We start from the raw sequence: 21,454 nt of genomic DNA, 5'->3' as shown, positions 1-21,454 counted from the left end.
TTAGGCGTTTTTCGCCTAATCCCAGATGATTCACGAAATTGACACAGGGTTCATGGCGCGTCTAGGATTCGTCCACGCCTGTGGCCAACAGCCATGACTCTTAAATAATAAAAGGGCCCGACACGATCATCGTGGGCGGGCCTTTTCATTATTTTCAGGAGCAAGAGTCCGAATAAAGAGCGCAAAAGCGCCATTCCGGTTGCCAGTTGCAGTGCGAATCAACCCGTATAAGGAAAATAATCATGTTGAACAAGCGCATCAGTTTGATCGCACTGGGGATCTTGAGCACCACACAAGCCATGGCCAATGACCAGGCCGAGTCCAAGGGCTTCGTTGAAGACAGCAGCTTGAAAGTGCTGTTGCGCAACGCCTACATCAATCGCGACTACAAGGACGGCAACAAGGACAAGGCCGAATGGGGCCAGGCGGCCATCGGTACGTTCTCGTCCGGCTTCACCCAAGGCACGGTGGGCGTGGGTGTGGATGCATTCGGCTTGTATGCGTTGCGTCTGGACGGCGGCAAAGGACGTACCGGTGCGCAAGGCATCGATTTCTTCAAGAAAGGCGACAGCGGCAACGCGGCCGATGACCTGTCCAAGTTCGGTGCCGCGGTGAAGTTCCGCGTCTCCAACACCGTATTGGCCTACGGCGACCAGATGCCGGCGCTGCCCGTGTTGAGTTATGACAACGGACGCCTGCTGCCGGAAAGCTACACTGGCACGCTGATCACTTCCAAGGAAATCAAAGGACTCGAACTGAACGCCGGCCGCTTCACCGCCGAGTCGCGTAAAAGCGCCGAAGGTCGTGATAGCGGTGGCTTGAAGTCGATCAACGTCCTGGGCGGCAGCTATCAATTCACCGAACAGTTCAAGGCTGCGCTGTACGCCTCCGACGTGGAGGACGTGCTGAAGAAACAATACGTGAACGCCAACTACGTATTCCCCCTGGCCAAGGATCAATCCCTGACCCTGGACTTCAACGGCTATCGCACCAAGCTGGATAACAGCTACGTACGGGAAAACAACGTCACCGGCGACGACAACAAGATCTGGAGCCTGGCGGCCACCTTCGCCACCGGTCCGCACAGCTTCACCCTTGCCCACCAGCGCAGCACCGGCGACAGCAACCTCGGCTACGCCTACGGCGGCTACCAACGGGATCAGAATCGTGTCGGCGATGGCGGCAATACCATCTACCTGGCCAACTCCTACTGGTCGGACTTCAACGCCGAAGACGAACGCAGCTGGCAGTTGGGCTACGGCCTGGACTTCACCACCTTCGGCGTCCCGGGCCTGACCTATAACGTGGCCTACGTGCGCGGTGACAACATCACCACCTCCACCAGCGAAGGCGGCACCGAGCGCGAAATCTTCAACCAGTTCAAATACGTCGTCCAGGGCGGCCCGGCCAAGGATTTGAGCGTGCGGTTGCGCAGTTCGGTGTTGCGTGTGTCGCAGAAGTCCAGTGAGTACAACGTCAGCGGTAATGAGCTGCGGGTGTTTGTGGATTATCCGATTAATGTTTTTTGATGGGTGATTGGATAGCCAGTGTTTGACGAAAAGCCCCCGATCTTAGGTTTGGGGGCTTTTTGGGTTGTTGAGCTATTGTTTTTTTGTAGGAACTCTGTCACGGCTTTCAAAAATTTTTTCATAGTTTGATAGGATGCTTTTCCAGTTTTTGAATAGCAATTCCTCTGATCCCCCTGTTCCGTCAGGTGGCGGCATATATCTTACAATGGATGCGATTTTTTCTGGATAATCAAAATCAGAATACAATTCTTCTACTATCTCTAGTGGGTCTTTGTATTCGTCTTTGTTTTCAAGAACGGAGTAAAGCAACAAAAATAGCCAGGGTTCAGTACTGTCTAGGTCTGACCGACAGTCTTGATCCCTAAGTGTTCTGAGCAGGTCGTGAACTAAATGTTGTTGGTGTGGTTCAAGTGATGCGATTTCAAATGCCTCGATAGGCGCATCGGTTGTTAACGCATCACAGATGTAGTCTATTACTCCTTTTCCATTTATATAGCCACGCTCAAGACCAAATAGGAGTTCGCTCCAGCTCAGCCATGGAGTTTTTTTAAAAATGTAATGGCCGTCAAGTAATAGTGGGGTCATTTGGGTAGCCGTGATGGGACTTGATTAGGAGTTCCAGTTATCCTTCCGTCTGGAATAAATCTCTGGTGGGTTAGCTCTAGCTTAGAGTTCACAATCCATTCAAAAATTCCAGCTCTGTCATTCATCGTTCCAGGCATTTGAGTTAACGTATTGTTTGATCCGTCACCGCCTCGAAGCGGAAATACTCTTCCATTTTCTGATATTTGGTCAATCACATAATTCGGAGCCCTATGCATCGGATCATCTTTCGTAGCGCTGCCTATATGTTTTGCGGTTTTTATCTCGTTTTCTGCATATGTGGCACGCTGGCGCTCAAAAAGCGCCACGTTATGTGCTGTGTTTTCCTGTGGCCTCGGAAGCGGCGGCGTACCGTCATTTACAACTACTTCGGAGGAAGGACTTGATGTTGTTTCGGCTAATGCGGGGGCATCACCTGGACACCCATTCAACCCCAACGGATCCACCCACCCCGTCGGGTTCAGGGTGTACCGATACCCATTGAGCCCACCCCTGAGCTTGCTCGGATCCAGCGTCAAATACCGCCCCGTCTCCGGATTGTAGTACCGGTGCCGGTTGTAGTGCAGGCCGCTTTCCCGGTCGTGGTATTGGCCCTGGAAGCGCAGCGGTTGTTCAACGCGCTTGCCCTCACCGTGCCGCAGTTCGGTGAGTTTGCCGTAGCCGTTGTAGCGTGCGCTCCAGACGATTTCGCCTTGGTGGCTGGTCAGTTCCTGGGGCGTGCCGAGGTGATCGTTGTGGTAGTGGAATGGCGTGGCGTTTTGTGGGCCTTCGCCTTCGAGCAGCGCCAGGGGGCGGAAGGTGCCGGGTTCGTAGACGTAGCTTTGGTAGTGGCTATCGCTGCTTTCGGCGATGACTTGGTCGCCTTGCCAGATAAATTCCGTGGTCTGGCCGGCCACGGTCTTTTCGATGCGTCGGCCGAAGGCGTCGTAGCGGTAGGACGTTTCGCTGCCGTCCGGGCTGGTGACGCCGATGAGGCGGTGTTGGCTGTCGTAGCGGTAGTGCGTCACCAGGCAATGGGCCTTGCCGCGGCGTTCGCGGATGAGGTTGCCGTAGGCGTCGTAGTCGTAGTGGCGGTCGCCCTCCATGAGCAGGCGGTTGCCCTTGAGGGTGGTCGGGCCGGGGCGGTCTTGCAGCAAGAGGTTGCCGGCCGGGTCGTGGGCGAAGCGTTCCGGGCCTTGGGTGTGGGCAAAGTCGATGCGGAGCAGGCGATCTTGTGCGTCGTACTGGTAGCGGCGGCGGTTTCGCTTGTCAGAAAGCGCGGCGAGGTTGCCGTTGGCGCTGTAGGAGTAATCGCGCCAGAACAGTTGGTGCTGCTGGGTTTGCCAGACGGTCTGGGCCTTGAGCCGGCCTTGTTCGTCGTAGCGGTAGTCGCTGAGCAGCAGGCCTTGCTGGCGTTGGGTTTCGCGGCCGCCCTTGAAACGGTGTTCGGTCAGGCAGGTGCCGTTGAGGTCGATGGCGATCAGCGCACCGCCGCGGGCGTGGCGGTAGTCGAGGGTGCTGCGGTCGGGCAGGCGACAGTGGATCAGGCGACCAACGCTGTCGTAGCGATAACGCAGGGTCGCCCAGCCCTGGTGTTCGGCGACGAGGCGGTCTTGGGCGTCGTACTCGTAGGCCAGCGGCCAATGGCCGTCGTCGACGCTGACCAAGCGGCCGAGGGCGTCGTAGCGGTAATCGACAGTGGCGCCATCCGGCAAGGTCTTGCGCAATAGACGGCCGGCACTGTCGCGCTGATAGGCGGTGATCAGTTGGCTGCCATCGGCGCCGAACTCGGTTTTTTCCAGCAGGTGACCGTTGAGGTCGTAGGCATAACCGGTGCGCTGGCCGTCGAAGCCGGTTTCCTGTCGGATCAGTCCGTTGGGCGTGTAGTCCAGCCGATAGTGTTCGCCGGATTCGTTCTCGATGTCCGTCAGCAACAGCCGCGCCGAGTCGTAGCGGTACTTCAGTTCGCTGCCGTCGGGGTTGAGGCGGCGGCTGATCAGGTGCAGGTCGTCGGCGTATTCGTAGCGGGTGGTGCGGCCCAGTTCGTCCCGCTCGGCGATGACCTTGCCGTAGGCGTTGTAGCGCCAGGCGCGGGTCGCGCCGGTGGGCAAGGTGGTTTGCAGCAAGCGGCCCACGGCGTCCCATTGGTAATGGGTGATAGCGCCGTGTTCGTCCTGGCGACTGGCCTGCCTGCCAAGCGCGTCGTAGGTGTATAGAAGCTGACTGCCGTCGGGCAGGCATTCTTCAACCAGTTGACCGAGGTTGTTCCAAGCTAATGAGTGAGCGCTACCGTCGGGGTGGCTGATGAGCCTCAGGCGCCCTTGGTCGCTGTAGTGGTAGTACGTGATGTTTCCGTCAGGATCGATCTGCCGGGTTATGTCGCCCTGCCGATTGCGGCGGTATTTCCAGCTGGCTTTGCCGCGATGTACATCGCTCACGAAGCCGTTGATGTGTTCATAGACGACCGCTTCGTCTTCCGGCGGGATGACGGCTGTCAGCAAACCGTCCTCGTCGTAGCGGTATTCGGTCACGGCGCCCAGCGGATCTTTTTCTGCGATCAGCTGGCCTTTTTCGTTATAGGCCTTGCGATGCTGCGCGCCGTCCGGATCGGTCTTGCTGATGAGCCGGGCCTTCTCATCGTGGGTGTAGACCTCTTCACTGCCGTCGCCATGGGTAACGGTGACGCTGCCCTTGTCGTCCCAGGTATAACGGGCGTGCATTTGCGAGAAACTGGCCCAGTGACGAACGCAACGGGCCTGCTTTCCCTGGTTCTCCCATTCCCAGAAAAAACTGGCGCCACCGGCCAGCTGTCGTTCGATGATGACGTGTTGCTCGTCGTACCGATAACGCTCCGTCTCACCGCTGGCGTTGGTCGCCTCGACCAGACGATGCTGGGCGTCATAGTGGTAGGTGACCAGTGTCTGGACGGTCGTCCAGCACCGCTCCAGCATGTTCCGCGCATTAAGTTGTTGGTAATCGACCGCGACGATGCGACTGCCGTTGTAGCGTAGGAGCAGCCCGCGCCCGGCGCCGTTGTCCAGGCGTTTGATCTGCCCAAGCACGTCGCGCGTAACGCGCAGTCGATTGCCATAGCTGTCGCTGATGGCAACCAAGCTCGCGCCATTCTTGTGCAGATGAAAGTGATAGAACGAGGGCCGTTGGCCTGCTTGAGCCACGATCAGCTCATTGGGCACGTCGCCCAGGTAAATAGCCGCACGGGACAGACTGTTGGTAATCGCTGGACGCTGCTTGGTCGGGCGCGGGAAGGGGATGGATCGATTTTCGCGATCGATCCAAACGACTTCTTCAGCATTGATTTCAAGCCGATGGGCCAGTGCGTGGCTCCAGCCGTAACCCAGGCCGCAATCGATTTCCGCCGCGCTGGTCCGATACAGGCGAGTCCACTCGAACGGCAGCAGGCCATCAAGTTGGCCATCGTTGAGTGTCAACAACTCTTCGCCGGTCACCATCGAGACCGGGCATTTGTCGGTGCAGGTACGGGCGGCGGGCTCGGCGCTCTTGCCGGTCGGCGTCGTCGCCTGCTTCGAAGCATCGTCGACCGTCTTGCCAGCGGCAATCCTGGCGTTTCTCTTGCCATCGATGCGCAGCTCGACCGCGCCTTTCTTCATGGGCGCCGCCGTGCCCCGCACCGCAATCGGAATGTACTTGGCCACGTACCCCATGAAGCCGTCGATGATGGCAAACACTGACTCTACGAAACCGATCACCGCCTTGAGGATGATTTCCCCATATTTCTTCAACCGTGCTGCGAGATAGATGACCCCGGTACCCTCGGCAACCACGGTCAGGACAATTGCCAGCACGATGTCGATCACGATTCCCATGACCGCAGCGGTGGTCATCCTTGCCGTATCGCCGGCCGTTTGCATCGGTGGCAGGCTTGCCAACCAGATCAGCGCACAGCACATCATCAGGAAGAGCGCAGCCTCATCGCTGGCCAGCAGCATGGCCTTTTTCATGACCTCGGGTGTTTGCCTGGCGACTTCTATGAGGCGATCGGCCCCTTCGCCCAATTCATCCATGAACTTCGCCGGGTTTTGCAGCATTTCCAGCGCCAGGCTGATGCCGCCCCACACCCCTTTGATGGCTTCCCAGCCGCCTTCGAGTATGCCGCTGCCCACCGCCAGGGCTGTGCCGGACAAAGACAGGCTCGACCATTGCTGCCTGTGCCCCGCCGGGCCTTCCCATTTGTTGCGCAGGAATTTTTCCAGCTCGCCCGTCAGCCCGTCATAAGTGCTGAACAACGCGTCGATCTGGGCAGGCGTGACGTTGCTGTGCACGCGTATCTGGTAGTACTTGCCGGGTACACCGTCGGTCCAGCTGGCCTTTCCCTGGGCGTCGAGCCTGATTTTGCTGGTGGACCCACTGTCCACATCGATGATTTCAACGTCGATATCGCCGATCGGAATGTCGTAGACCGACTCGAATTTGCTCTCGATCAGCAACGGCCCCTTCAGCGGACACCTCGCTACATTCGAGTTGAAATCGCCGTCACTCACGGCCACCGTTTTTTGGCTGTCGCCGACCTTGATGATGCGCTCCATGCTCATGAGCGAAGGCAGGTCATGAAGTCGGCTGAAGTCATCGGCCCGCTGCGAATACCAGGCTTGGGTCTGCTCTTGATAGCGCTTCAAACTGTCTTTGAATGTCGCAAGTTCCTCATCGACGAACGCAATATGATCCGCTGCGGACATCAACATTGCTCCAGGATCAGTTCGCTCAGCAGGGTTGCCTGCAGCGCTTCCGAAACCTTTGCACGGCGTACGCAGCGGCTGACTTTCAACCTCAGATTGTCCGTGGGCCAAGCGCTATAAAGATCCGGGCGCTCCTCTTCAAGCCACTGCATCAGGCCGTCCACCCGTGCCGAGGGGGTCTGCTCCGCCAGTGCGTCCGACAGCTCCTTCGGCACCTCCCACCAGGGCCAGTCCTTGGCCGCCGGAACCTTCCTCGCAGGGACTTCCAAACATTTACCGTTGATCAAATAACGCTCAAACACCGGCAACATATCCCCGGCGGCTTCACCGAGGTGTTCGAGGATCGGATGGATGAAGCGCCCATCCCAGAACCGGAAAAAGACCTCGCTGCCGTCCGGCATCTTCACTTGCGTGAGGCTGCGCAGGTGCGCCAACACCTCTTCTGGATCACACCGGGAAACGGCCAGCCAGCCCCAGTCGAGGCTGTCGGTTTCGGCAATCCAGGACAGGAATGCCGAGCCGGGCTCGAGTTCGGTCACGTAGGGCATCACGGCTTGCCAGGTGGCGTAGGGGGTGTCGCTCCAGATGGGTCGCAATGGATGGAGCGGGACCGAGGTGCGAAGGGCTTGCAGCGCATCGGCCTCGCTCGCCGCACTGATGATCAGATAAAGGTGCTCGTTTTCCTGCAATGGCTGTTGCGCCAGCCATGTCCTGGGGTCGAGTGGAATGAACGTCGGGGTGGCCATTGGGCTCTCCTTGCCGAAGGTGCGAGGCCGGGGATTGCCCCGGTGAGGGCCGCACATCTATCAAGGAATGAGCCAGGTTTTGTGAACGCCCGTGAACAGCCGGGCTGAAGCGGTTTTTGGATGTTTTAAGGCAAATCGCGCGGGGCGAAAACGCCTAGCAAATTGCGCAGTGCTGCGTCACTTCTTGCGTAGTGAGGGCAAAAACGGAATTCACTGTCGCTCGCTGCAAAAATGACGTCGCAAACGCACCTTTCCGTGCAAAAAAGTCGTACTGACGAAACTTTTTGTACCGTTTCAAGTGCGGCTTGAAATGCTTCAAATACTTTCTCATGGACGCAAATCCTGCACCTACTAGATTAGTCCGCTCAATGCAGTGGAGACCTTTGAAAAATGATCGTTCTGAACAGGGAAGTGGGCGAAGCGCTACGACGAGACAAATACGTCAACGTCCGCGGTGGAGACTTCAATCTCTACGGTCATTTCGGCGACTTTGTCCGGCTGACCAAAAGCTGGGAGAACATGGAGCCCGACAGTTATTACGGCCAGGCCGAGTCAGGCATGCGTTTTCGCCGCTACAGCGACTTCGAATACAACCCCGCGACCCGTGAACTCAAGCAGCTCGAACACCGGGCCTACGTCCAGTCCAAGGCCAACAACAGCTATGTCGGCGGATTGGAGCGGCACTTCCAGGATTTTTCCAATGAAGTGATCAACTCGCCAGTGATGCGCAGCCTCATCGACACGGACTTCGAGGTGTACAAGAACGTCCTGCCGCAGGAGTTGCACGATGAAGTCTGGCAGTGCCAGATCCATCAGATCCGCATCGAGATCAAGCCGGGCAAGCAATTGGAAATCACCCCTGAAGGCATTCATTGCGATGGCTACCCGTTCAGTGGCGTGCACTTCTGGGGACGTCAAAATGTGGCGGGCGCGGAAAGTCGCCTGTACAGCGCTCAGGAAGAGCAACTGGCGGCAACCACTTACGAGGATATCCTCGATACGACATTCTTCCTCGACCGCGACATGCGCCATTATGTGACCCCTGCCCGCAACGTCCATAGTCATGAAATGGCGTTCAGGCAGATTCTGGCGATTTCGTTTTCGCGGCCCGGGACCGCTTTCGACATTGTTCGCTGAGCAGCTCGAGCCCTTGGATGATTCGGTGCAACAAGTGCTGTTGCGCCGGGCCATGGTCAGGGATGCCGAACGACTGGAGCAGTTCTTTCGCGGTTTTGACGAAGTGTCATTCTGCGAGTGGCAGGATGCCCGGTTCTTGCGTGGGGTGTTGTTGCAGGAAACCACGACCGCCTACATGGCCTTCGATGCCCAGGGTGAGGTCGTGGGTGCGGTGATCGGCGGTATGCTCGGCACGCGTGGGACGATCAACCACTTGGCCGTCAGCCCCAGGCATCGTACCCAAGGCCTCGGGCAACGCCTGGTGGAAGCGGCGTCGGCCGACATGAAACGGGTAGGCGTGCTGCGCATGTTCCTGTTCGTCGACGAAAGCAATCTGGCCGGCAAGCGTTTCTGGGCTGCCCAAGGGTTCTGCGAGCCCCGGGGTGAAATCACTTTCGAGAGGGATTTATGAACAAGACTTCCAGCCAGCCGCTGGCGGTCGAACCACAAGCCTCACGAACCTTTGCTGAAGCCAGTCCGGTAGTAGCAGGTTATTTCACGGTTTCGTTTGTGTTCGGTCTGATGGCGGTCAACGCCGGGTTGCCCTTGTGGCTCCCGGTCGCGATGTGCCTGTTCGTCTACGCCGGCGCCTCGCAATTCGCGGCACTGGCGTTGATTTCCAGCGGCGCGTCGTTGACCACCATCGTGTTGACCACGTTCCTGATCAACGCCCGTCACATGCTGATGTCGGTCTACATGGCCAAGGCATTGCGTGCGCTGGGGCTTAGTCGTTTCGAGCGCTGGTGCTATGCGGTGGGGCTCACGGACGAGTCGTTCGCCTTTCACAGCGTCAAGCTAGGCAGCGGTGCGCCGGTCAGCGTGCGGTATCTGATCGGTTTCAACCTGTTTTGCCATACGTCCTGGGTGCTCGGCGGCTTGCTGGGTGCCATCTGTGCCCAATACGCGGCGCACCTGATCAAATATCAGCTCGACTATGCCCTGACTGCCATGATGCTTTATGTACTGGTCTCGTTGTGCAACACGCGCAACAAGCTGATCGCGGCGCTGGCGGCCGTCATCTGCATGGGTGCGCTGAGCCTGGTGGGCAGTTCGCCGTTCAATGTATTCATCGCCACGTTCGTTGGCTGCGGGGTAGGCGTATGCCTGACCAAACGTTCCTGATCCTGGCCGTTGCGCTGATGATGGCCGTGACCTTCCTGCCACGGGCCCTGCCGCTGCAGGTCAATACCGAAAACTGGCCACCCTTCGTCGCCCGTGCGCTGGAATATCTGCCGGTGGCGATCGTCGCCGCGATCAGCCTGACGCCGTTGCTGATCAAGGATCAGCATATCCAGCTCGACCGCCCCGAGTTCTATGCCGCGATTCCGACCCTGCTATGTGCGTATTTCAGCCGCAACCTGTTTCTCAGCGTAGCGGTGGGGACGGCGTCGTATATCGCGCTCGGCTCGTTCCTGTAGCGTCAGGTCGACCACGTCGTGCAACGCCTGGTCGGACAGTTCGGGATTGTTCACCGCCAGGCGGACTTCAAGGAAATCCTCGAAGTCCGGGAAAATCGCCAGACCGTTGCGCAGCGCCGCGTCGCGGGACACAAGCCCCAACCCATCGAGCTGGGTGATCAACGACAGCGTCAGCGTTTCGCTGCAGGAATAAACCATTCGCTGGCTTGGCCCGTACTCGCCGAGACCCGCGTCGAGAAAGCGAAGAAAGCTGTGGGAATACGGACACTCTTGCGCAGGGCGCACCTGGAATTTGTCGCCCAGCAGCCCAAGGGAGTCGTCTTTGTCACCACAGTGGGCGCCGACCACTCGCACCTGTACATCCGGCATCGGGATGCTGGAAAAACCGCTCTGTTGTCCGATCAGGATCGCCAGGTCAAAGTCTTCGTTCTTGAGTTTGCTCAGGTTCTCCATCGATTCGGCGTAGCTGAATTCCAATTGGTAATGGGGAAAGACCGCGATCAGGCGATCGATCATCCGTCGGTTGAACTCGCCAGGCAGGGTGGTATTGAGCGCCACTTTCAGGCTGCGTTGCCTGGGCGTCTTGAGCGCCGTGACTTTCTCTTCCAATTGCCGAGTGGCCGCAAGGACCTGGTCCATGAACGGCGTCAGTTCCGAGCCTTGACTGGTCAACGTCAGGCCTTTGTTCGAGCGCCGGAACAATCTGAACCCGAACTGCTCCTCGACCTTGTTCAACTGCGCCGCCAATGCCTGCACCGTCAGGCACGACTGCTCCGCCGCCGCCGACAACGAACCGGTCTGAACGATGCGCATGAGGTTACGTAAGGTTCTGCTATCCATGAGGTAATGCCCTCTGCTCAAGTGGGCTCGCTATTGTTGTGCACCCGGCCCGGGCCTGGCGGTGCGATGGTGGCTATCATCAAGCACCTTGCCACGGTTGTCGCGGTTTTGTAGCGAAAAGCGCCGGCAGCCGATAACTGGAGCTTATGTGGGATTTCAGGTTTTTGCTGGTTTGGCTTGCAGGTCGGTCTTATCAAAACAATCACGCCGAGATGAATGAGTCGTTACTGGTTTTTTATTTGTCCGCTTGCGAATTAAAACTTAAATTTTATCCATATGTGTACTACTCTCTAGGCAACAGTCAGCAACAAGGGAGCCAAGACTCATGGCGATTTCCTCGGTCAGCCTCAACGCACAGCAACAATTGGATTCCCCGGATGCGGGTCGAGTCGCGTTGAAGTTTTTCTTCAACCTCATGGAGCTGTGGGGTTGCAGCGTCGAGCAGCAGCGCACGTTGTTGGGCAAAGTAGGAAACACGACCTTCTACAAGTACAAACAGTTACCCGATAACGTAAGGCTGCCGCGAGACACCCTCGAGCGTATTTCCTATCTCATGGGAATACACAAAGCGTTGAGCATCATCTTCAGCAACAGCCGGGACCGTGCGTATCAGTGGATCAGCAGTCCTAACACCGCTGCGCCGTTCAATGGCCAGTCGGCATTGTCCTACATGCTCGCAGGGCGGGTAGTAGACATCGCCGATGTGCGGCGATACCTCGATGGAGTGCGCGGCTAATGACGCCACCTTTGGCGGACCCGCAATGGAAACGGGCCTATCGGATCGTCAACAGTAGTTTTCCGCCGATCACGTTGTTCGAAGATGTGCTCGATCCTGAAGACTTGCCCACAGCCTATGCCCTGGAAGCATTGACCAACGACCGGCTCATGGAAGAAGCCGGCGTGCTCTCCCGGGTGCGTCCCGAAGACCGCGTCTCCGGGCCGGGCTCCTCACCGGTGATGGCGGCATTTACTCACATCGGCAAAAGCAGCCGCTTCAGTGATGGCACCTTCGGCGTCTATTACGCCGCCAGCAGCCAGGAAGCCGCGATTGCCGAGACGTGTTATCACCAGGCCCGGTTCCTGGGGGCTACCAACGAACCGGATCTGGAATTGACGATGCGCACCTACGTCAACCAAGTCGTCAAACCCCTGCACGACATCCGCCACGATTATCCACACCTGCACAACCCGGACCCTGGCGCCTACGGCCCATCGCAAGTATTCGCCCGCCAGCTGCGTGAAACCCTGTCCTGGGGGCTGCTGTACAACAGCGTCCGCCTGCCTGGCCACGAATGCGTCGCTGCATTCCGCCCGCCGGCGGTGTCGATCCCGGTGCAGGGCAAGCATATCCGGTATGTCTGGAGCGCTCAGAAGCGGGAGATTTCGTTTGTGTTCGAGGTGAGCCAGGTTTGAGTGCGACGCCGTTTCCCAAGGACGGAATAACCCGTGGCGAGGGAGCTTGCTCCCGCTGGGCTGCGTAGCAGCCCCGGTTGTGTGTCAACTTGCCGCGATCAGCGCTTGTTCTTCCAACCATGTTTCCTGAACGAACGGATCTGTAATCGCGTAAATCCCATGCCCGCGACGCATGATGATATTTTCAGCCATCAAGGCAATTACCACGGGTTGAATTTCTTCAATACGAACATCCCGACCCACGGCTTTTGAATATTCTGCTGCCGCGTCAGCGGAAAAAATGCCGCGAGCATCCCCCGCTGTCGAGGCGATTTTATTGAAGATGGCTTGAGCCAGGCTGCCCAATTGCTCAACCTTCTCGAGCTCTATATTGGCCGCGGCGGAACGCAGCGTACTGGCGATGACGGGCAAGAACAGGTCCGGATTACCCTCTTGTTGCAAGACTTGCCTAAGGGCCTTGAGCATTTCTTCCGGACGGTTGCCAAGTGTATTGAAAGCTTCCGTTGCGACTTCAAGCGACGGCAGTTTATGCGGGCTGACAGTCATTGCCAGGCGGTTCAACAGATATTCGACATAATCGCCCTTCAAGACGGGATACGCCGTAGAGGTAGCGCCGGAAAAAGCCTGGTTACGTTTTGCTGTGAGTTCGCTGACCTGTGCGCGGTGAGAGCCGGTGCCGATAAACAGAAAGTAGCCAGGGGTATTGGGACGAGGGTTGATGGCGTCACGCGCGGCTTTCAGCGCGAGCAACATCTGGTTGCCGTCTTCAGTGGCGATGGCGTGTTGTACCTCATCGACGATAAGCACCAAGTCTGTCCTGGCTTGATCGACAATTTCGGCGAACGCTTGCGCGAGCGTCGTGCCTCCAACATTGCCCACGCCTTCAAGTTTGAACCCGAACTTGAATCCTGCTGCACCGATATCGACGCCGCCGACGCGCCTGAGTTTTTCAAGCAGGCCAGAGGCAGGTGTTTGTAGTTCCTGCAGCGTTTTACGAATGGCATCGTGCAATAAGGTGGCCGGATTGGCGAGGGTATCGCTCCAGAGATCCACATAAATGACCAGCGCACCCTCTTTTTCCAGGGCTGGGATCAGGTCACTTCGCAAAAAAGTCGTTTTTCCGGTTCTGCGCAGCCCGGACAGAAACAGACCTGAACGCAAACCTTCGTCAAGTACGCCTGGACTTAGAAGCTGGTTGGCCATGCTTTCAGCCAGTTCAGGGCGCTGGAAAATGCTGCTCATGCAATTATCCCGTTTTATGGATTAGCCATAATTATTGCTGAGCCATAATTTAGCATAAGATTTTGCGGAAGTTGGAAGCGAGTCAGTGCAGCCCCGTTTGATCAAATCTTGAACTGCTGCACCGAAGCCTGCATCGAACCCGCCGCGTCGTTCAACTGATCCGCCGTTTGCGTCAGGTTGTGAATCGAACGGGTGTTCTCGCGGGACTGCTCGGCAATCGACTCCACCCGCTGGGCCATCTCGTCACTGGCTTTGGATTGCTCGGCAATGGTCTGGGAAATTTCCTCCACCACCTCGGCGGCATGTCGGGCCCCGGTGCGGATTTCGCTGATGGACACCCCGGCCTGCTGGGCCAGGTTGACGCCTTCGTCCACGCGGCTGACGCAGGCCTGCATGTTCGCCACCGCGTCCCGGGCGCTGGACTGGATGCGTTCGATCATCGCAGTGATTTCCTGGGTGGACTGCGTCGTGCGCGCCGCCAGGTTGCGGACTTCGTCGGCCACCACCGCAAAACCACGCCCCGCCTCGCCGGCGCGGGCGGCCTCGATGGCAGCGTTAAGCGCCAGTAAATTGGTTTGTTCGGCGATGCTCTTGATCACCTGGATGATGGAATGAATGTCTTCGGACGACGCATCCAGCGCGGTGATCTTGCTGGACGATTGGTTGACCACCTCGGCGATCCGGTTCATGCCTTCGACCACCCCGAGAATCACCTGGCCGCCACTGCTCGCCAAATGCTCGGACTGCGCCGAAATCGTCCGGGCACTGTCGGCGTGCTGATGGATCTGGCCGATGTTCGCCATCATTTGCTCCATGCTCGCCGCCATGCTGGTCGCGCTCTGCGCCTGCTGATCGGCGCTGGACACAATCTGCCGGGCTGTATCGCCCAAATTCCGGGATGTGCCGTGCAATTCATCGCTCTGGCTGCGGATCGTGGCGATCATCTGCCGTAGGTTGCTCTGCATCCGTTCGATGACGCCCTGCAATTGACCCAGCTCATCCTTGCTTTGAGCGCCCATGGAACGCTGCAAATCCCCTTGGGAAATGGCCTGGGTATTGAGGATGATTTTATTCAGCGGCGTGAGCACGGCCTTGAGCAGGCTCCACGACAACAGCGCCAGGGCGACACAGGTCGCCAGCAAGGTCACGATCAGCCAGCGTTCCGAGGTTTGAATGCTACTGTCCTGATGCTCGCGGGATGACTGCGCCTGGTTTTCGATCAGCTCGCTGACCGCCTCGTTGCGTTCTTCCAATGCTGAAAACGCGCCGTCGAACTCTGCCCGCAGCGCATGGGCATCCTGGGCGCCGCCCAACGCCTTGCCAATGATTTGCTTGGCTTTGTCGATGTAAGTTTCGACTTGGGGCTTGAGCTCGCCAATCGCCTTGGCGACATCCCCCGGCAACTTCGCTTCGGCATTCTCGGCGATGACCTTGCGCATCCGCTGGGTATGCTCATCGAACCCTTCCAGCACTTCTTTTCCCGCCTGGACATCTCCCGGTGTCACCAACAGGGCGGCCAGCACATCGGCGCGAATGGCGTCGTGCATCATGTCCGCCTCCATGTGCTTGCGCATGGCCGAAATACTGGTCTCGTTCTGCACCAGGGCCTCGGTCATGGAGTGATAACCCCACAACCCGATTCCGCCAAGCAGCAGCGCAAAAGAAAGACTGACCAACCCCGAGCCTATGACCTTGGTGCGGATCTTCATCGCTAACTGCTCCTGGAGCGGGATGTCTGGGCAAGTGTAGTCGAGCGCCAGCAGAGCCTTGGGACAGTCCGGGCTCATATTTGAGGCTATCGGCGGGGAGCATGATTAGATGAGGCTGTGGCGAGGGAGCTTGCGCCCGCCGGACTGCGAAGCAATCCTTTTCCGCAAGCAAACAGTCTAGAGTGGATTCACAGAGCCCTTCGCGACGATCTCGTCCCACGCGGTAGGGGTGGGAAACAGCTCGTTCAGGAAACCCACGAACGCCTTGACGTTCGGACTTCCCCGGCGACTTTCCGGCCACAACGCCGTAATGGAGGAGCGATCGACGGCAAATTGTGGAAACAGCGGCGTCAGCTCTCCCCGGGCAACATAGGGCGCCGCGACATAAGTGGGTGAAATGCCAATGCCACCGCCCGCGGCGAGCACCGCAGCCACCGCATCGCTGGCGTCGATGACGATGGGAGCATCGGGCGTGATTTCCACCAATCGGTCCCCCACGCTGAATGGCCAGCGCAGCGCTTGCCCCGAGCTCTGATAGCGAAAATTCACGCAATCATGGTTGGCCAGGTCGCTCAGCTCCAGCGGCGTGCCGCGTTTGGCCAGATAGGCTGGCGAGGCAAAAGCGCAAATTCGATGCGGTCCCAGCGTGCGAGAGATAAGCCGCGAGTCAGCCAGGTTGCCCACGCGCACGGCCACATCGATGCCTTGCTCGACGATATCGGCAAACTGATCGCCCAAGCGCAGGTCGATGGCGAGCTTGGGATAACGCTCGCGGAAACGGGGAATCGCCGGCGCCAAAATGTTCAGCCCGATAGGCGGTGGCGCTGTCACTTTCAAAGTGCCGGAGGGTTCCGCGCGCGAGGCCACGGCGGCCTGCTCGATGTCTTCCACCTCCCGCAGAATCCGCAGCGCCCGTTCGTACAGGTCCCGGCCTTCCACGGTCAGGGTCAGCGAGCGGGTGGTGCGGCTGAACAGACTCAGCCCGAAATGCTGCTCCAGCCGTTGCACGCTCTTGCTGATGGCTGATGGCGACACCGACAAATCGCGCGCCGCAGCGGTATAGCTGCCCAAAGAGGCGGCGCGGGCAAAGGCAATAAGACCGGTCAGGCGGTCCAACCCTATTTGTTCCCTCATGGCATTAGTAAAGCGACTTGCGACCCAATTATCAATGTTGGCTCGAGTCTTTAGTCTTTGCCCATCGACGCCATCCAGGCGTTCAAGGAGATAGACCATGAGCCATTCATTTACCCAACCATTGCCCGCCCAACTGCAGGATCGCACCGTAGTGATATTCGGCGGCACCTCCGGCATCGGTCTTGCCGCCGCGATTCAAGCCAAGGCCGCCGGCGCATCCGTCATCGTGATCGGTTCCAACGCCGAGCGTGCCGAGCAAGCCGCCCTGGAACACGGCCTTGCCGGCTGGCGCGCCGCCGACGTCACCCAAAGCGAAGCCATCTACGCCGCCTTGGCAGATATCCCGCACGTGGACCATCTGGTTCTGTTCGCCGGCACATTCGTGGCGGGCAAAGTGCTGGACGCGGAGATCGGCTACCTGCGCCGGGCGTTCGAAGAGCGGATGTGGGCCTCCATCCATACGATCCGCGCGCTCGGGGATCGCTTGTCCAAGGAAGGCTCCATCACCTTTATCTCAGGCTGCCTGGCCGACCGGCCCAATGCACATGGCACCGCTGTCATCGCGGCAGCTTCGGCCGCAATGGAAGCGTTGGCCCGTGGCCTGGCCTTGGAACTGGCGCCCATCCGCGTCAACACGCTGTCTCCAGGCCCGATCGATACGCCTATCTTCAGCAAAGCCTTGGGTGAGGGACGCGATGCGTACGTTCGCGCATGGGAACAGGTGCTGCCGCTGCATCGTGTGGGCACTGCCGCTGAGGCAGGCGCGGCGACGGTTTTCTTGATGACGAACACGTTCATGAACGGCGCCACGCTGAACATTGATGGCGGCGCTCGGTTGGTCTGAGTGAACCCCGTGGCGAGGGAGCTTGCTCCCGCCGGGCTGCAAAGCAGCCCCTCTTTATCCGCTCACGCCAATGCTGCCCCGTTCAGCAAGCAGCATTGGACTCGCTACCCTTAAGCCGGATGACTCCCCGGCGCCTCCAGCACCTTCACCACGTCATCAATGGCGGCCTTGCTCATATCCTGCAAATAATACGAAGCCCAGGCATACCGATCCGTGCCGCGAATCATCGCCGCTTCCTCGGCGAGGACCTTGGCGACGTGGAGCAGGTCGGAAGCGTGAGACAGGGCTTCGCCGATGGGAATGCCGCTGTTGACGCGGAATAGCGGGCGGTCGGAGTGGTAGGAGAAAGGGGTTAGGCCTGGGGTTTTGAGGTCTTGCGGATTTGGCATTGTCTGGCTCCTTGACTGTGAGAGCCGCAACCGTCCTTTCCTGCGGGATTGGGTGGCGCAGCTGATGCGCCTTGATTTACTCGGGTTTCCTATGCCCGGTCGCTGAATTGGCAGCGACGGGTAGAGAGTAGCTGGCGGTTGGGGAGGTCGCAATCGTGGCGCTGTGCTGGCCGGGAGCTTGATAATAGAAATTACCGTGAAGCATCTCACGACGAGTTGCCAATTCAAGCGAGCACCGGGCAGTGTAATATGCCTAAAAATCGCTCACCATCGAGGCTGTCATGACCGGGATATCCCTAACCCTGCCGGAAGACCTTTCGAACTCTCTCGCTGATCTAGCCAAGACGAGCGGTCAAAGCGTGAGCTATTTGGCAATGGACGTCCTCCGTGACTACATCGAGCACGAAAGGACGCTGACCGCACAGATCGAGCTGGCAATAGAGGAGGCCAATCAAGGTAAATTCGCCTCCGATGACCAAGTAGCGGCCATACGCGCCCGGCGCTGGAGCAACAATGCGGGTTGAGTGGCTGACAAGGGCACTCAAAAATCTGGAGGACGAAGCTAGCTACATAGCGTTGGAGAATCCCAAGGCTGCTGATGATTTTTCAGATGCTATTTTTGCCAGCGTGGACAAGCTAGCCCAATTTCCAACGATGGGTCGTGAAGGCCGAGTCAAGAACACGCGCGAATGGGCGGTGCCCAACTGGTCTTATCTCATCCCCTATCGGGTACGCGGTGATCGTCTTCAAATCCTTGGGGTGTTCCATACAAGGCAGCGGCCTCGTGCTAAGTGGTGAGATGTCGACGATTGCCTTCAGTGTGCTGCCGGGTTTGAACGTATGTTCGGGGTACGGCTCCTGAAAGGAACGAGCGTAGGTGCAAGCAACGCTTGGTACGTCGATGCCCGATAAGGCGTGCTGGATTTTATTTACCTATAGAAGGTCCAGCACCCCAGAAACAACAAAGCCCCCGCATTTCTGCGGGGGCTTCGTTTTGTATGGTGCCGGCACCAGACGAACGGTAGCTAGGGGCGGGGCTAGGTTTTCTACGGGACTGGAGTTCGGTGGAAAATTTTGCGTACCCCAACCGTTAACTATAAATAAATCAGCTAGTTATGGCGCTCGGTGGAATCGAATTCGGGAGTTTTTAGATGTCAGCACATTGTCGGCCTGTAAGCAATTCAGAGCCGGGCTCAATCGGGCCGGCCTTGTACATACCGACTGCCCGCTCTAGGACGCCCTGAACGTGATTTCTTAATTCGATGGGCGATAGGACTTCGATGTCGGCTGCATTGCTGAGCAAAAAAAGGCGCAGCCCCTGAGTGTCGAGCATCCGGCAGTTCAATATCCAGCTCCCGGCCTCGGCGACCAGGATCTGGTCCTGCGAGAGCGGATTCTCAGAAAGCCGGTTATGCAGGTTGTCGCTCAGGCGCAAGCTGACATCTACGGGTACCGGTGAGTGGATAGTCATGAGGTGCTGCTGCGCATCGATCGAATTGATGTCGTAGCCTTCAGGGTCGGCGATTTCGCGTTTACCAGGTTCCACTTTTAAGATTCGATGAAGCATCAGCGCACACAACTTGTTTGGGCCATTGCTGCTGTACTTCCCACGGGGTGCGTCCGGCTCTGGAGTGTGACCAAGAGGCCACTCCTCTTCCTGCACGAGCGCAGACAAATAGGTGTTTGAATCTTGGTGAGATAGGCCCAACGGTTTGAGTTGATAGACACACTGGATGTCACCCACATCCCGGGGCTGATACGTCACTTGCAGCGGCTGGTTTTCGAATATGGCCTCCTGGATTCTGGTCAGATGGGTTAAGTCGTACTCCCCGGGGATCAGGACCGTAAACCGAGTCCCGGTGGTTATTCGCTTTTCCCAATCCAGCTGTCGTTTTGAGTAGTCGTTCATAACACGAAGTGCATGACGTCGCAGCGGCGAAAGCTTTTTGGTGTGTGTCTTGAGACCAAACCGATCCGCATGATCGAAAATGGTCGACAGTGTCATCGCCTCCGTTGGTGAGAGCGTCAAATTAAAATTGGCTCCTGTCGACGACCAATAGAGTAAGTGCTTGGCAGCACCTCGGCGTTGGCATTTTATGTAGCCATCGGCCTCGAGCTTTAGAAGGTCGCGCTGTGTTGTTTTGAATGGATGATCAACGTTGCCTAAGCAGGCACACATCGCTTCATGAACTTGAGACGTCGGTAAAGCGGTGCCATGCCGCTGCAAGATGTCACGCAGATAATCTCGACGCTCGTAAAAAGAGACCATGGATACGTCCAGGACAAAAAGTGTCCTAAGTGTGTGGAATGATGCTCGGGCTGGCAAGGAAAACACGAACTTAACCGTCAGCCCACAGGAGCATGTCCATGAAGCGTTCAACCTATCTTGCCGATTTCCATGTCGCTGGTTTCATCCATTGGATGGCCACGGAGCTGGATACTTCCCTTTTCCAGCATGCCTATATTGATCGCCGTAGCGGGAAAGAATGGAACTGCACAAGCTTGTTCAACGCTTTCGAAAAGTATCAGTGGAACCACCCGGGCAACCAACGTTTGGCCTTCAACCCAGGATCGACGTTCTTAAGTAACGCAAAGGCATTGGCTGCATTGAAGGCGGACTTGGCCGCCGCCGGCACCGACGATTCGAAAGTGGTGGAAGCAGCGTCGGGTGTCATGGCATGGGGCGGAGTGACTGCTCGAAACAATGAGTGGTTAAAGCTGAACCAGGCCGGGTTGGCGCGATCGTTACAAGCAGTTCAGGCCGCCATCAATGCCGGCGATCCTGAAGCCCCTGCGCTGCGTTGCGACCAGCTGCGTTTTAACTCCGGAATGACCAAGGTTTACTCTCTGCTGTGCGATGACTTCGTGATCTACGACAGCCGCGTGGCGGCAAGCTTGGGATGGCTCATCGTCAAATACTGCGATGCGAAAAGTCTGGCTAGCGTTCCAAGTTCTCTCTGTTTCCCATGGGCGGCCGCGAAGGAGGCTCAATCAGCTGTGTCGCCAAAGCGTCGGGACCCAGGGGCAGGTCCTTACAAGTTCAAACGCTTGCGCTCGGGTTCACACCATGCCCTTTGGAACATGCGCGCCAGCTGGACGCTTGCCGCGGTCCTGGCGCATCCCAAGGCCTCAGGCTGCAGTTTCCACGGGATCGTCGAACCTAAAGATTCTCTCCGTGCACTGGAAGCTGCGTTGTTCATGATTGGCTACGATTTGGGGCGGTGACCTAATGGCTGTCGCCTGACTGGTCCTCGGGAGCGCCGGGGACCACCTTCAGATTAGGAAGTCGAATGATGGAATCACTGAGTAACGTGCAAGTCTTGATCATGAGTCTCGCAAGTCATGGGGTTTGCGTTAGAGCCCTTCAGGCTGAGGTGGCGCAACGTCTCCCTGAAATGACGGACGAACAGTTCCGGACTGCCCTCTTCGCTCTACAGGAAAGAAACCACATTATCGGTCAGGAGGTGAATGACCAGTGGATGGTATCGACCGTCGATCATGCAGCTCCCGCTTACCAGTCGGAATACAGTCCTGAATTTGCTGAAATGATCATTGCTGCGTCGTGCGGTGAAATGACTGAAATTGACCCTGATGAAATGATCGCCCAACTCGAGGTGATGATCAAAAACGCCCGGGTCAAAAAATCTCAGTCTTGAGTCTCATGCCGTATCGGCAGAAATCGACCCATAGCTGCCGTTGCCGACAGGCAGAAATTGG

At 57.7% G+C, this 21,454-nt stretch carries 21 protein-coding genes; 12 read left to right on the top strand and 9 right to left on the bottom strand.

All coding sequences use genetic code 11. From position 1 onward, the window contains the following. Window positions 1-242: 242 nt before the first annotated feature. Complete coding sequence (locus M8Q45_RS23270) at window positions 243-1,529, top strand: OprD family porin (RefSeq protein ID WP_249876554.1); 1,287 nt, start codon at window positions 243-245, stop codon at window positions 1,527-1,529. A 72-nt stretch (window positions 1,530-1,601) separates the two neighbouring features. On the opposite strand, the gene M8Q45_RS23265 is transcribed toward M8Q45_RS23270, so the two are convergent. Genes M8Q45_RS23265 through M8Q45_RS23255 form a run of 3 tightly spaced genes read right to left on the bottom strand, consistent with a single transcriptional unit; the run spans window position 1,602 to window position 7,572 of the window. Then, a complete protein-coding gene (locus tag M8Q45_RS23265) occupies window positions 1,602-2,114 on the bottom strand; it encodes a DUF2247 family protein (RefSeq protein ID WP_249876553.1) in 513 nt (170 codons plus the stop codon). Next, window positions 2,111-6,826: an RHS repeat-associated core domain-containing protein gene (locus M8Q45_RS23260; RefSeq protein ID WP_249876552.1), complete on the bottom strand. Its 4,716-nt coding sequence runs from the start codon at window positions 6,824-6,826 to the stop codon at window positions 2,111-2,113. The genes M8Q45_RS23265 and M8Q45_RS23260 overlap by 4 nt, the downstream gene beginning before the upstream one ends. Beyond that, a complete protein-coding gene (locus tag M8Q45_RS23255; protein ID WP_249876551.1) occupies window positions 6,826-7,572 on the bottom strand; it encodes a DUF4123 domain-containing protein in 747 nt (248 codons plus the stop codon). Before M8Q45_RS23255 ends, M8Q45_RS23260 begins: the two co-directional genes overlap by 1 nt. A 390-nt stretch (window positions 7,573-7,962) precedes the next feature. Here M8Q45_RS23255 and M8Q45_RS23250 point away from each other — a divergent pair, with 390 nt between their 5' ends. The 4 genes from M8Q45_RS23250 to M8Q45_RS23235 all read left to right on the top strand — a co-directional run bounded on the left by M8Q45_RS23250 (window position 7,963) and on the right by M8Q45_RS23235 (window position 10,166). Then, a complete protein-coding gene (locus tag M8Q45_RS23250; protein WP_249876550.1) occupies window positions 7,963-8,709 on the top strand; it encodes a 2OG-Fe dioxygenase family protein in 747 nt (248 codons plus the stop codon). Window positions 8,710-8,782: 73 nt separating this feature from the next. After that, complete coding sequence (locus tag M8Q45_RS23245) at window positions 8,783-9,160, top strand: GNAT family N-acetyltransferase (protein WP_030141512.1); 378 nt, start codon at window positions 8,783-8,785, stop codon at window positions 9,158-9,160. Beyond that, window positions 9,157-9,870 carry an AzlC family ABC transporter permease gene (locus tag M8Q45_RS23240; RefSeq protein ID WP_249876549.1) on the top strand — a complete coding sequence of 238 codons (714 nt, stop codon included), beginning with the start codon at window positions 9,157-9,159 and terminating at the stop codon, window positions 9,868-9,870. Before M8Q45_RS23245 ends, M8Q45_RS23240 begins: the two co-directional genes overlap by 4 nt. Continuing rightward, complete coding sequence (locus M8Q45_RS23235) at window positions 9,849-10,166, top strand: AzlD domain-containing protein (protein ID WP_249876548.1); 318 nt, start codon at window positions 9,849-9,851, stop codon at window positions 10,164-10,166. The genes M8Q45_RS23240 and M8Q45_RS23235 overlap by 22 nt, the downstream gene beginning before the upstream one ends. Here the strand turns inward: M8Q45_RS23235 and M8Q45_RS23230 are convergent. Further along, window positions 10,083-11,006, bottom strand: coding sequence for a LysR family transcriptional regulator (locus M8Q45_RS23230; RefSeq protein WP_249876547.1), 924 nt, complete (start codon window positions 11,004-11,006; stop codon window positions 10,083-10,085). The two genes, M8Q45_RS23235 and M8Q45_RS23230, sit on opposite strands and share 84 nt — an antisense overlap. Before the next feature lie 325 nt (window positions 11,007-11,331). Between M8Q45_RS23230 and M8Q45_RS23225 the strand changes: the two genes are divergently transcribed. Together M8Q45_RS23225 and M8Q45_RS23220 are read left to right on the top strand one after the other, a co-directional pair. Then, entirely contained in the window at window positions 11,332-11,742 is a 411-nt protein-coding gene (locus M8Q45_RS23225; protein WP_198797068.1) for an MbcA/ParS/Xre antitoxin family protein, read from the top strand. Next, window positions 11,742-12,419, top strand: coding sequence for an RES family NAD+ phosphorylase (locus tag M8Q45_RS23220; RefSeq protein WP_249876546.1), 678 nt, complete (start codon window positions 11,742-11,744; stop codon window positions 12,417-12,419). Before M8Q45_RS23225 ends, M8Q45_RS23220 begins: the two co-directional genes overlap by 1 nt. Window positions 12,420-12,503: 84 nt before the next feature. Here the strand turns inward: M8Q45_RS23220 and M8Q45_RS23215 are convergent, their stop codons facing one another. From M8Q45_RS23215 to M8Q45_RS23205, 3 genes are all read right to left on the bottom strand, one after another. Then, complete coding sequence (locus M8Q45_RS23215; RefSeq protein WP_249876545.1) at window positions 12,504-13,661, bottom strand: AAA family ATPase; 1,158 nt, start codon at window positions 13,659-13,661, stop codon at window positions 12,504-12,506. A gap of 101 nt (window positions 13,662-13,762) precedes the next feature. Then, window positions 13,763-15,370 carry a methyl-accepting chemotaxis protein gene (locus tag M8Q45_RS23210; RefSeq protein ID WP_249876544.1) on the bottom strand — a complete coding sequence of 536 codons (1,608 nt, stop codon included), beginning with the start codon at window positions 15,368-15,370 and terminating at the stop codon, window positions 13,763-13,765. 177 nt (window positions 15,371-15,547) lie between these two features. Continuing rightward, on the bottom strand, window positions 15,548-16,504 hold the full coding sequence (locus M8Q45_RS23205) for a LysR family transcriptional regulator (RefSeq protein ID WP_349654642.1): 957 nt from the start codon (window positions 16,502-16,504) through the stop codon (window positions 15,548-15,550). Between the two features lie 97 nt (window positions 16,505-16,601). Here M8Q45_RS23205 and M8Q45_RS23200 point away from each other — a divergent pair, with 97 nt between their 5' ends. Then, window positions 16,602-17,348, top strand: coding sequence for an SDR family oxidoreductase (locus tag M8Q45_RS23200; protein WP_249876542.1), 747 nt, complete (start codon window positions 16,602-16,604; stop codon window positions 17,346-17,348). Window positions 17,349-17,458: 110 nt separating this feature from the next. Here the strand turns inward: M8Q45_RS23200 and M8Q45_RS23195 are convergent, their stop codons facing one another. Then, on the bottom strand, window positions 17,459-17,737 hold the full coding sequence (locus tag M8Q45_RS23195) for a DUF3077 domain-containing protein (RefSeq protein WP_249876541.1): 279 nt from the start codon (window positions 17,735-17,737) through the stop codon (window positions 17,459-17,461). Window positions 17,738-18,018: 281 nt separating this feature from the next. Here M8Q45_RS23195 and M8Q45_RS23190 point away from each other — a divergent pair, with 281 nt between their 5' ends. Continuing rightward, entirely contained in the window at window positions 18,019-18,261 is a 243-nt protein-coding gene (locus M8Q45_RS23190) for a CopG family ribbon-helix-helix protein (RefSeq protein WP_249876540.1), read from the top strand. Beyond that, window positions 18,251-18,535 (top strand): type II toxin-antitoxin system RelE/ParE family toxin, encoded by a 285-nt coding sequence (locus tag M8Q45_RS23185; RefSeq protein ID WP_249876539.1) that lies wholly within the window; start codon window positions 18,251-18,253, stop codon window positions 18,533-18,535. The genes M8Q45_RS23190 and M8Q45_RS23185 overlap by 11 nt, the downstream gene beginning before the upstream one ends. Window positions 18,536-18,884: 349 nt before the next feature. Here the strand turns inward: M8Q45_RS23185 and M8Q45_RS23180 are convergent, their stop codons facing one another. Then, window positions 18,885-20,006: a helix-turn-helix transcriptional regulator gene (locus M8Q45_RS23180; protein WP_249876538.1), complete on the bottom strand. Its 1,122-nt coding sequence runs from the start codon at window positions 20,004-20,006 to the stop codon at window positions 18,885-18,887. A 98-nt stretch (window positions 20,007-20,104) separates the two neighbouring features. Here M8Q45_RS23180 and M8Q45_RS23175 point away from each other — a divergent pair, with 98 nt between their 5' ends. Further along, entirely contained in the window at window positions 20,105-20,962 is an 858-nt protein-coding gene (locus M8Q45_RS23175) for a hypothetical protein (RefSeq protein ID WP_249876537.1), read from the top strand. A gap of 65 nt (window positions 20,963-21,027) precedes the next feature. Next, the gene (locus M8Q45_RS23170) at window positions 21,028-21,393 is read left to right on the top strand and encodes a hypothetical protein (protein WP_249876536.1); all 366 of its coding nucleotides are present in this window, start codon (window positions 21,028-21,030) and stop codon (window positions 21,391-21,393) included. Window positions 21,394-21,454: the final 61 nt, after the last annotated feature.

It is taken from the genome of Pseudomonas sp. T1.Ur (assembly GCF_023516725.1).
GTDB lineage: Bacteria > Pseudomonadota > Gammaproteobacteria > Pseudomonadales > Pseudomonadaceae > Aquipseudomonas > Aquipseudomonas alvandae.
Note: the sequence above shows the minus strand (reverse complement) of the source record. Positions and strands in the feature narration are given on the sequence as shown.